The sequence below is a fragment of the Dietzia sp. 179-F 9C3 NHS genome, assembly GCF_045369825.1.
In the GTDB taxonomy this organism is placed as follows: domain Bacteria; phylum Actinomycetota; class Actinomycetes; order Mycobacteriales; family Mycobacteriaceae; genus Dietzia.
The window spans coordinates 1-5973 of record NZ_JBIQES010000028.1 but is presented as its reverse complement, the minus strand read 5'-3'; the positions used below and the strand labels follow the sequence as shown (position 1 = coordinate 5973).

Below are 5973 nucleotides of genomic sequence, written 5' to 3'. Positions count from 1 at the left end.
ACAGGCCCCACACCGCGATCGGGAAGCTCCCACCCATCAGCCGGATCTCAAACAACCTGGCTGGGCAGTACAGCTAGCCCACGCCCCCTCACCGCGTGAGCTGCCCCGCCACCGTGTAGTCGCCGGCCGCGGGCCGGTACTCGGCGGTCACCGCGTCGGCGGAGTCGCGCGTCACGTGCCAGGTGCCGCCCTGGTCGCAGGTTCCCGAGGTGATGGTCTCCCGGTACACGCGGGCGCCGTTCTCGTCCCCGGTCGGGGCGAGTCTGCCGGCACATCCGAGGGTCGGGTAGGTGACGTACGAGCCGGTGTTGGCGAAGGTCAGGGTGACCTCGTACTGGGTGTCGGACCGCTGGGTTCCGCGCTGGACCACGGTGCCGGAGTAGGTGCCGCCGTCCGGGGCGGCCTCGGACACCGACCACGGGCGCGGTTCGGCCGGGCTCGACGGGGTGGCCGAGGTGGTCGGACTCGGACTCGCGGGGCTGGTCGGACTGGTCGGGCTCGTGGACTCCGCCGCGTCCGTCTTCTGAGCGTCGCCCTGGTCGTTGGCGTCCGCCGGGTCCGGCGTCGCCACGGATGTCTCGGCGGCGGTCTGTTCTGTGGCGGCCTGCGTCGTCTCGTCGTCACCCCCCGGTCCCGCGACCCCGCCGAGTGCGAGCAGCGCCACCACGACCACACCGATCAGCGCCCCCACCAGTGCGTAGAGGATCCCCCGGCGCGGCGTGGGGGGCTGTTGGTCGGCCTGCTGCGTCATGGCGCTCATCTCCGTCGATCACCCGGTCGCCCGGGTCTGGACGTCGTCCTACAGTCTGGCCGACCGGCCCGCCGGACGAGGCCACACACGCGGACGACGTGCAGAACCGTGGCACGGCCGCCCGCCCCGGCGTCGACCGACCGGACGAGGTCCGCTCATCGGGCCAGTGGCACCAGTGGCCCGTCGGCGCGGGCCGGGGAGAGGCAACTGTCGGGGATCGACGCGAGCGAGCACCACGCCGGCGGGAGCACCGGACGGTAGCCCGGCCCCACTCCCCCGGCCGCGATGATCTCGCGGTAGGCCTCGACCCCGGAGGTCGGCTGACGGGTCAACGCCGGGTCACCGAGCACGTCCACACGGTAGAGCCCGAAGCGGGCCGAATAGTCGCCCCACTCGTAGTTGTCGACGAGCGACCAGTGGTTGTACCCGATCACCGGATAGCCGTCGGCCACGGCGCGCTGCAGCCAGAAGACGGTGTCGCGCAGGAAGTCGCCCCGCTCGATCCCGTCGGCCCGGACGCCGTCGCGGGTCGGCATCCCGTTCTCCACGATGTAGATCGGCTTGCCCGGGTACGAGCGCGCGTAGTGCTTGACCGCCTCGTAGATCCCCTCAGGCTGGGGGCGCACCGCGGCGAAGTCGTCCACCGCCGCGTGGGCCGCGGTGAGGTTGTTCAGCGCGACGCCGTAGTAGTAGTCGATCCCCACGTAGTCCACCGCGTCGGCCACCCGGTCGGCCACGAGGGTGTCGGTGAACTCGGTGGCCATGGGCAGATAGGCCTCGTTCATCGTGACCATCGCGTGCGGATCGGCGCTGTGGGCGGCCGCGTAGCCGAGCCGGTGCGAGGCCACCACTGCGTCGAGGAAGCGGGAGAAGTCCGGCAGGCCCACCCGTCCGATGGTCATCTCGTGCTTGAAGAACACCAGGGGTTCGTTGAACGTCACCCAGAGCGTCCCGTCACCCGCCCATCGGTCGGTGACGAGCTCGGCGAACCGGCCGAACGATTCCACTGCTCCGGGCGCGAGCATGCCGCCCTCGTCGGCGAGCCAGCCCGGATAGACGTAGTGCACCATGGTGATCATGGGCTTCATGCCGTGGGCGCGGATGGTGTCGATGATCCGGTCGTAGTGCGCGAGCGCCGCCTCGTCGTACCGCCCACGCTCGGGCTCGATCCGCGCCCACTCCACCGACAGGCGGAAGGTGTTCACGCCCATCGCTGCGGCGTTCGCGATGTCCTCCGGATAGCGGTTCCAGAAGTCCACCGCGTCGCCGACGGGATCCGTCTGCCCGGACGGCGCGGCGGAGTCGGTGTACCGCTTCCAGTTGGAGTCCGGATTCGAGCCCTCCACCTGGAAGCCCGACGTGGCGACGCCCCAGTGGAAGCCGACACCCGGCGAGGTGTCCTGCGGCGTCGCCGCGGAGGCCTCACGCGGTGGCGACACCGCCACGGCGAGACCGATGGCGACGACGATCGCGGCGCCACCACGTACCGCCCTGGCCACCTGCTGGCGTCGGCTCATGGGATCACTGTAGGCAGTGGCGGACGTTCGCGGGTCGAGATAACGTTCGCGCGTGACCGCACCGGTGTCGAGCCCTCCCACAGCGCGGGCGGCGGGCGTGAAGGGAGTTCCCATGCGCTCGTACGCCGCCGCGGTATTCGCGGTCCTGCTCGTACCGCTGCTCGCCCTGGGCTCGTGTGGTTCCGAGGCCCCGGAGACCGTCGTGGAGACGGTCACCACGACGGTCCCGCCGTCGGGCTCGTCCACCGCCTCGAGCACCTCCCCCACGTCGTCGAGCGAGGCACCCGCCGCGGCGCCGGCCTCGGACGGGTGCGGCGCCGTCGGCTTCACCGACGCACCCGGGCAGCAGGCCCCCCACTGTCTGGGAAAGACGATCTCGCATTGCGGTGACTCCACCATGGAGTACGGCACGACCTTCTTCACCGACGGCACCTCGGGCTGGACGCAGTACTGCCAGAACCAGATGGCCGCGGCCTATCCGCCGGCTCCGGCCCCGACCTTCGACCAGGAGGCCCACAACGAGCAGTTCGCCGAAGAGTACTGGCGCACGCACCCGACCCCGACCTTCGATCCGGACTCGGCGGACGGCTACGGACCCGACCAGGAGATCCCGCCCGCGTGTCTGCGGTTCGAGAACGTGGACTGCTGAGGGACCCCCGGCGCCCCTGGCGCTTCGTACATGACGAACCCGAGTGAAGGGCTCGTCGATGGGCGAGACGATGAGGGCCGACGTGGTGCGCCGGTGGGACCTGGAGGCGGTGACGACGACGAGGGCCGCTGTCCGTGACCCGCGTGCCGTCGCCGAGGAGTGCCGCCGGATTCTCCGCGACGGATGGGAGGCCCTGGACGCCGGGTGGGACGGTGTCGCGGCGGGGGCGGTGCTCGACGCCGTCGACGCCGAGGGGCGCCACGCCGCCGCGCTCGCCGACGGGCTCGCGGAGCTCGAGAACGTGCTTCCTCCACCCGACTTGGCTCAATTTAGTGCGGAAGGTCGGGGGCGTTGAGTCGGTCGATCAGGTCGGCGATCTCGGTGGGTACCGGGGAGGCGGCGTGGACGGTTTGCCCGGCGATGGTCAGCTCGAAGGTGCGGTAGCGTTTTAGCGTCCTGACCAGGCGCTTGATGGATAAACCGGAGCGTTGCTCCAGCAGGTGACCGACGGCCATCGCGGCCATGACCACGGTCAGGTGGGCCTCGATGGACTGGCGGGTGTGGTGGTAGATCGGCCTGGCTTTCAGGTCTGATTTGGACATCCGGAACGTCTTCTCGATCTTCAGCAGCTGCCGGTACGCCGAGATCACCTGCTCGGCCGTCAGGTCCACGCGTGAGGTCTGGTAGCCCTTGACCCCCGCCAGGGCCCGATTCTTCTCGACCAGGGCCCAGTTGACCTGCTTCTTCGGTGCCTTCAGGTCCACGAACCGGTTGCGCTTGATCGCGATCTTCCCGGCGACGGCTTTCTCGGCTTTGTCGACCTGCTCGGAGATGCCCTTGAGAGTGCGGCGAGCCCGATCCCACGAGTACTGGTAGTAGGTGATCGAGTGCGGTACCCCGTCGGGGCCGCGCCCGGAGCGGTCCGCAGTACTCCAGATCTGCCCATCGGTGTACTCCGCCTCCGGATTGGCTTTCCTCCACGCCTGTAGCGGGTACGGCACATCCGGGGTTCGTACGCCGAGGATGTAGTGCAGGCCAGCATCCACGATGGCCTTCTTGTTGCCGTCGGAGAACATGCCGGCGTCGGCGACGACGGTGATGTCGTCCACGTTGTAGGTGCCAGCGAACCGTTCGAGCATCGGCAACATCGTGCGAGTCTCCGCCAAGTTCCCCTCGAAGGCCCCCACGGCCAGTGGGAACCCGGAGGCATCGGCGAGCAATCCGACGGTGATCTGCGGTTCCAGCCGTCGCTCTTTGGAGAATCCTGGCTTGCGAAAATCGTCCGCCTCGTCGGTCTCGAAGTACAAAGTCGTGACATCGAAAAGCACCATCACCCCAGGTCCGATGCCTGCATGGGCCGCACTGGCGGCGGTCAGCCGGTCCCGGAAACCGGGCTCGGCATACGACAGGAGACGCCGCTTGATGGTGGCGTAGCTGGCCGATGCCACCCCGATCTCCGCCAGGGTTTCCACCGAGTCCAGCTTCGATCCCGGCTGCACGAGCCGGGCCATCACCAGATCGGCGAACACCGAGTCGTGATCGGTGGCGGCATCGAAGCCGAGGGCCCGGTAGGCGCCGGTGATGGCATCGATGAGGTAGCCGGCCCGCTCCCCGGTGACCGCCAACGGGGACTGCTTCGACCCGGCCCCCGCCGGGGTCACATCGATGCCCAGGTCAAGGGACTGTTGCTCGCCCTCGATAATCTCCTGCGCCTTCGCCCGAAGCAGCGCCAGGTCCTCATCAGTGTGGGCCGAACCGACGTGTTTGAGTTTCTTGGAGCCGCGGTACTCGGAGTACACGACCTGCACGGCCCGCGCTCCAGAGGCGGTCTTGACCGTGCGGACATACGGGCTCACACCAGGAGAATCTACCGGCCACCCCCACACCACCCTCTTAGTGCGGAAAAACCCGAATCTGAACACCCATACCCGCAGGCCAACGCGTCAATATGGTCTACGTCACTTCAATTTGAGCCAAGTCGGGGCGGCGGGGGCGGTGCTCGACGCCGTCGACGCCGAGGGGCGCCACGCCGCCGCGCTCGCCGACGGGCTCGCGGAGCTCGAGAACGTGCTTCCTCCACGCATGGCTCACCCGCCCGGGCGCCGCTGGGCAAGGCCCTCGGCGATGCCGCCCATACATCGTGGACCGAACACCACGAGCTGCTCCTCGAGCAGTACATGTACGCGATCTAGAGGGGGACCATGTCCGACAAGTACAGGATCAAGCGCGGGGTCTCGCCAGAGAACTTCGTCCACAACCTCAAGGCGATCTGGCACACCAGCCCCGGCATGCGAATCCGGTTCTACCTCGCGATCGCCCTCGGCGTGCTCAGCATCCTCTGGTTCAGTGGCACGGCGCTGCTGGAGGCGCTGGGCGTCATCTAACGGGGATCGGCCCGTGCCCTGGGAGCCTCCCCTGACCGACCCACGAACGTCAGGGCGAGGTCCCAGGGCTCGAGTCCCCATCGCGAGGCTGCGTCGAGCATGAGGATCGGCGCCACGTCGATCGTCCCCTCGTCCGCCGGCGCCGAGAGGCTCTGGCTGGGGCGGCCGGGGACGACGTGCGCGTCCCAGAACTCCGTGCCCTCAGGGTCGGGGGCCGTCTCGACGACGCTCATCCGCCCCTCCGGTGTGTCGATGACGCCGAACATGCAGAACGGCACCGGCTCGGTGTCCCAGCCGCCGACCTCGAGGCACACGAACTCCCCGGCGTCGAGCCCGTGCCGCACCGCCTGCCGCAGCAGCGCCGTGAGGTCGTCCTGCACGGTGGCGGCCGGCTGCGCGGCCGGCTCCAGACGCAGGACGGTGCCCTCGACCACGTAGCCGTCGTCGCTCCGCTCGTCCGGGTGACGCCCCTGCACCATCAGGGCCCCGGCGCTCGCCGAGAGGAACGCCGCCTCGCGGAACCTGCCCTCGCCCTGAGCGGTCCGGGCCAGTCGCCCCACCGCCTGGTTGGCGAGCAGCCAGCCGGGGTCGTCGACCTGAGTTTCACAAGTTGACGGCGGTTTCGGGTTTCGGGCGGTGATCGCTGCTGTTCAGGGCGCTGGGACGGGGGCG

At 69.3% G+C, this 5973-nt stretch carries 7 protein-coding genes; 3 read left to right on the top strand and 4 right to left on the bottom strand.

Annotated features, from left to right (window positions below):
* Nucleotides 1–88 precede the first annotated feature (88 nt).
* Both ACH0BZ_RS16190 and ACH0BZ_RS16185 read right to left on the bottom strand, forming a co-directional pair.
* Nucleotides 89–760, bottom strand: coding sequence for a hypothetical protein (locus ACH0BZ_RS16190; protein ID WP_406899763.1), 672 nt, complete (start codon nt 758–760; stop codon nt 89–91).
* A gap of 146 nt (nt 761–906) precedes the next feature.
* Nucleotides 907–2268 carry a glycoside hydrolase family 1 protein gene (locus ACH0BZ_RS16185; protein WP_406899762.1) on the bottom strand — a complete coding sequence of 454 codons (1362 nt, stop codon included), beginning with the start codon at nt 2266–2268 and terminating at the stop codon, nt 907–909.
* A 112-nt stretch (nt 2269–2380) separates the two neighbouring features.
* Between ACH0BZ_RS16185 and ACH0BZ_RS16180 the strand changes: the two genes are divergently transcribed.
* Both ACH0BZ_RS16180 and ACH0BZ_RS16175 read left to right on the top strand, forming a co-directional pair.
* The gene (locus ACH0BZ_RS16180) at nt 2381–2917 is read left to right on the top strand and encodes a hypothetical protein (RefSeq protein WP_406899761.1); all 537 of its coding nucleotides are present in this window, start codon (nt 2381–2383) and stop codon (nt 2915–2917) included.
* A gap of 58 nt (nt 2918–2975) precedes the next feature.
* Nucleotides 2976–3272 (top strand): hypothetical protein, encoded by a 297-nt coding sequence (locus ACH0BZ_RS16175; protein ID WP_406899759.1) that lies wholly within the window; start codon nt 2976–2978, stop codon nt 3270–3272.
* Here the strand turns inward: ACH0BZ_RS16175 and ACH0BZ_RS16170 are convergent.
* Nucleotides 3247–4725, bottom strand: coding sequence for an IS1634 family transposase (locus tag ACH0BZ_RS16170; RefSeq protein WP_406899765.1), 1479 nt, complete (start codon nt 4723–4725; stop codon nt 3247–3249). The two genes, ACH0BZ_RS16175 and ACH0BZ_RS16170, sit on opposite strands and share 26 nt — an antisense overlap.
* A gap of 393 nt (nt 4726–5118) precedes the next feature.
* Between ACH0BZ_RS16170 and ACH0BZ_RS16165 the strand changes: the two genes are divergently transcribed.
* Nucleotides 5119–5301, top strand: coding sequence for a hypothetical protein (locus ACH0BZ_RS16165; RefSeq protein WP_406899758.1), 183 nt, complete (start codon nt 5119–5121; stop codon nt 5299–5301).
* Here ACH0BZ_RS16165 and ACH0BZ_RS16160 read toward each other — a convergent pair.
* Nucleotides 5298–5861: a hypothetical protein gene (locus ACH0BZ_RS16160; RefSeq protein WP_406899757.1), complete on the bottom strand. Its 564-nt coding sequence runs from the start codon at nt 5859–5861 to the stop codon at nt 5298–5300. The genes ACH0BZ_RS16165 and ACH0BZ_RS16160 overlap by 4 nt on opposite strands.
* Nucleotides 5862–5973: the final 112 nt, after the last annotated feature.